Source organism: Terrabacter sp. P5_B1 (assembly GCF_056400505.1).
In genome coordinates, this window is the sequence record NZ_JBFULD010000343.1 from 1 (window position 1) to 4,312 (window position 4,312).

General features: G+C 69.9%; 5 protein-coding genes. All 5 read left to right on the plus strand.

The features are described from left to right. On the plus strand, positions 1 to 525 hold a 525-nt coding region (locus tag AC1DP0_RS18740; protein WP_478087389.1), incomplete at its 5' end, for an amino acid kinase family protein. Positions 526 to 621: 96 nt separating this feature from the next. Beyond that, positions 622 to 1,179 carry a ribosome recycling factor gene (gene frr, locus AC1DP0_RS18745; protein WP_442278947.1) on the plus strand — a complete coding sequence of 186 codons (558 nt, stop codon included), beginning with the start codon at positions 622 to 624 and terminating at the stop codon, positions 1,177 to 1,179. A gap of 47 nt (positions 1,180 to 1,226) precedes the next feature. Further along, the gene (locus AC1DP0_RS18750; protein ID WP_478087391.1) at positions 1,227 to 2,171 is read left to right on the plus strand and encodes a phosphatidate cytidylyltransferase; all 945 of its coding nucleotides are present in this window, start codon (positions 1,227 to 1,229) and stop codon (positions 2,169 to 2,171) included. Between the two features lie 104 nt (positions 2,172 to 2,275). Next, positions 2,276 to 3,475 (plus strand): dual-specificity RNA methyltransferase RlmN, encoded by a 1,200-nt coding sequence (gene rlmN / locus AC1DP0_RS18755; RefSeq protein WP_478087393.1) that lies wholly within the window; start codon positions 2,276 to 2,278, stop codon positions 3,473 to 3,475. Positions 3,476 to 3,553: 78 nt separating this feature from the next. Next, a partial coding sequence (locus AC1DP0_RS18760) for a Rossmann-fold NAD(P)-binding domain-containing protein (RefSeq protein WP_478087395.1) occupies positions 3,554 to 4,312 on the plus strand: 759 nt, incomplete at its 3' end.

Here is a 4,312-nt window from a genome sequence, read left to right on the forward strand (position 1 = left end):
GGCATGGACCGCACGCGTGCCGACTACATGGGCATGCTCGGCACCGTCATGAACTGTCTCGCGCTGCAGGACTTCCTCGAGAAGGAGGGCATCGAGACGCGGGTGCAGTCCGCGATCGCCATGCAGCAGGTCGCCGAGCCCTACATCCCGCGCCGGGCCATCCGCCACCTCGAGAAGAACCGCGTCGTCATCTTCGGCGCCGGTGCCGGCATGCCGTTCTTCTCCACCGACACGGTCAGCGCCCAGCGCGCCCTCGAGATCAAGTGCGACGCCGTGCTCATCGCCAAGAACGGCGTCGACGGTGTCTACGACGCCGACCCGCGAACCCACGCCGAGGCCAAGAAGCTCGAGACGATCACCTTCCAGGACGCCATCGTCGAGGGCCTCAAGGTCGTCGACGCGGCGGCGTTCAGCCTCTGCATGGAGAACAAGCTGCCCATGGTCGTCTTCGGCATGGAGGGCGCGGGAAACATCACGAGGGCCCTGCTCGGTGAGAAGATCGGCACGCTGGTCACCAACGCCTGAGGCCGACGGCCGCCGCAGCGTCGAGTGGCGGCCAGCGGCACGCACGCTCACCATCACGCACCACCCACGACCGAGGGACGAGGAAGCCAGAGAGCCATGATCGAAGAGACGATGTTCGAGGCCGAGGAGAAGATGGACAAGGCCGTCGAGGTCCTCAAGGAGGACTTCGCGGGCATCCGCACCGGCCGCGCCAACCCGGGACTGTTCAACAAGCTCACCGTCGAGTACTACGGTGCGCCGACCCCGCTCCAGCAGCTGGCCTCGTTCCAGAACCCCGAGCCGCGCACCATCCTCGTCATCCCGTTCGACAAGTCGGCGATGCACGAGATCGAGCGCGCCATCCGTGACTCCGACCTCGGCGTCAACCCGAGCAGCGACGGCAACCAGATCCGGTGCGTCATGCCGGAGCTGACCGAGGAGCGCCGCCGCGAGTACATCAAGCTCGCGAACCACAAGGCCGAGGAAGCGCGGGTCTCCGTGCGCAACATCCGTCGCAAGGCCAAGACCGACCTCGACAAGCTCGTCAAGGACGGCGAGGTAGGCGAGGACGACGGCACGCGCGCCGAGAAGGAGCTCGACGGGCTGACGAAGAAGCACACCGACCTCGTCGACGTGCTCGTCAAGGCCAAGGAGGCCGAGCTGCTCGAGGTGTGACCTCGGTGCTCGACCCCATGATGACAACTGACTCCCCGTCGGAACCCGTGGAGCCCACGCCCGCGCCCGCGGCGCAGGCCGACGACGGTGGGGGCGGGCCCCTCGAGCCCGTCCCGTACGACCCGGCGCTCGACGAGCTCGCGGGCGTCCCCGCCGAGCAGGTCCTCGAGAAGAAGCAGAGCCGCGCCGGCCGCAACCTCCCCGCCGCCGTCGGGGTCGGACTCGGGCTGGGCGTCCTCATCGTCGGCACGCTGCTCATCAAGAAGGAGTCCTTCCTCGCGCTCGTCGCGGTTGCCGTGGGGATCGGCATCTGGGAGCTGCGCGCCGCCCTGCGGCACGCCGGCGTCGAGGCACCTCTCGTGCCGCCGATCTTCGGCTTGGTCGCGATGCTCTGGGCCGCCTATGAGCACGGCCCGGGGGCGCTGGTGGTGGCCTGGTCCCTGACGTGTCTCGCCGTCGTGCTCTGGCGGGGCCCCGGCCGCCTCGGCGGCGCCGGTCGGGACGTCCTCGGTGGCATCTTCGTCTCGACGTACCCGACGTTCCTCGTCGGCTTCGCGGCGCTGCTCCTCGCGCCGGAGGACGGGGTCGGCCGGCTGTTCGTCTTCATCATCACGACGGTGTGCAGCGACGTGGGCGGGTATGCCGCGGGCGTCCTCTTCGGCAAGCACCCCATGGCGCCGAGCATCAGCCCCAAGAAGTCGTGGGAGGGTTTCGCCGGCTCGGTCGTGTTCTGCATCGTCGGTGGCTCGGTCACGGTCCACTACCTGCTCGACCGCTCGTGGGTCATCGGCGTCGCGCTCGGCGTCGGGGTGGCTGTCGCCGCCACGGTGGGCGACCTCATGGAGTCACTCATCAAGCGCGACCTCGGCATCAAGGACATGTCCAACGTGCTGCCCGGCCACGGCGGTGTCATGGACCGCCTCGACTCCCTCGTCGTCGTCGCCCCGATCGTGTGGGCCGTGCTGACGCTGCTCGCGGCCAAGCCGGCCTGACGGTGCCCACGCCGAGGGCTCGGCGCTCACCGCGGGAGGGCGGCATACCCCTCCGGCCGGTGGTGTCGTGGCGTTTTGACTCCGCCTGAGACACTGGAGGGGAGATGACCGATACCCCAGCCCCCGCCTCCGAGGGCGCGCCAGTGGCGCTGCCCGAGCCGACGACCTCCCGCCCCGAACCCGGGCAGCTGACCTTCACCGCGCCCCGCCGGGGCAAGCCACCTCGGCACCTCGCCGACCTCGCCCCTGCCGAGCGCAAGGAAGCCGTGGAGGCTCTGGGCCACAAGGCGTTTCGGGCCAAACAGCTGTCGACGCACTATTTCGAACGGCTGGAGGTCGATCCCGAGCAGATGACCGACCTGCCCAAGGCCGTGCGGTCCGAGCTCGTCAGCGGGTTGCTGCCGACGCTGCTGACGCCCATCGTCCAGCGCGTCGCCGACGACGGCCAGACGATGAAGTATGYGTGGCGCCTGCACGACGGCGCGATCGTCGAGTCCGTGCTCATGCGCTATCCGAAGCGTGTCACCATCTGCATCTCGAGCCAGGCCGGGTGCGGCATGAACTGCCCCTTCTGTGCCACCGGCCAGGCGGGCTTGACCCGGAACATGTCGGCGGGCGAGATCGTCGAGCAGGTCGTGTGGGCCGCCCGGGCGCTGCGCCGCGGCGAGCTCGCCGGCGGGGGAGACGGTGACCGCGAGGAGCCCCTGCGCGTCAGCAACGTCGTCTTCATGGGCATGGGTGAGGCCCTCGCCAACTACAAGGCGTCGATCGGCGCCATCCGGCGTCTCACGGACCCGACGCCCGACGGCCTCGGGATGTCGGCGCGCGGCATCACGATGTCGACGGTCGGGCTCGTCCCCGGGATCGACAAGCTCACGGCCGAGGGCATTCCGGTGACGCTCGCACTGTCGTTGCACGCCCCCGACGACGAGCTGCGCAACGAGCTCGTGCCGATCAACACCCGGTGGTCGGTCGACGAGGCGCTCGACGCCGCGCACCGCTACTTCGAGGCGACCGGGCGTCGCGTGTCGATCGAGTACGCCCTGATCCGCGACATCAACGACCAGGGCTGGCGCGCGGACCTGCTGGGCGAGAAGCTAAACCGGCGCGGGCGTGGCTGGGTCCACGTCAACCCGATCCCGCTCAACCCGACGCCCGGCTCCAAGTGGACGGCGTCACGGCCCGGCGTCGAGCAGAACTTCGTCGAGCGCCTGCGGGCCCACGGCATCCCGACGACCATCCGCGACACACGGGGCCAGGACATCGACGGCGCGTGCGGCCAGCTCGCCGCGGCGACCGCCTGACCCGCGTACGCTGGCGTCGTCGGGCTCGGTCCTGGTGAGGAGTCGCCGGGCACGGGGTGCCCGCCAGGAGGTACGCGCATGGTCCAGCTCAGCGTCGGCGTCATAGCCCGGTCGCTCAAGGAGAACGAGCACCGGCTGCCGTTGCACCCCCGGCACGTCCATCGCATCCCCGAGCTCCTGAGACCGGGCGTCTTCCTCGAGCACGGCTACGGTCGGCGCTTCGGTGTGGGGGACGACCAGCTCGAACGCTACGTCGGCGGCTTCCGCACCCGCGAGGAGCTCGTGGCGCAGTGCGACGTCATCCTCGCGCCCAAACCGCTGCTCAGCGACATCTCCGCCCTCCGGGTCGGGCAGGTGCTCTGGGGCTGGCCGCACTGCGTGCAGGACGCGGCTCTCACCCAGGTCGCGATCGACCGGCAGCTGACGCTCATCGCGTTCGAGGCGATGAACCACTGGAACAGGGACGGCTCGTTCAACCTGCACGTCTTCCACAAGAACAACGAGCTCGCGGGCTACTGCTCGGTGCTGCACGCCTTCCAGATCGCCGGGATCTCCGGCGACTACGGCCCGCGCCGTCGCGCCGTCGTCATCGGGTTCGGCGCCACGGCCCGAGGCGCCGTCACCGCCCTCAACGCGCTGGGCGTCGACGCGGTCGACGTGCTCACGCACCGGCAGAGGGCCGCCGTCGCGGCCCCCATCCACTCGGCCACGATCGTGCACTTCGACACCGACGACACCACGGCGCGCGCGAGCCACGCGGTCACGGACGACGGACGGGTCGCGCTCGAGGACTACCTCACCGAGCACGACATCGTCTTCAACTGCGTGCTGCAGGAC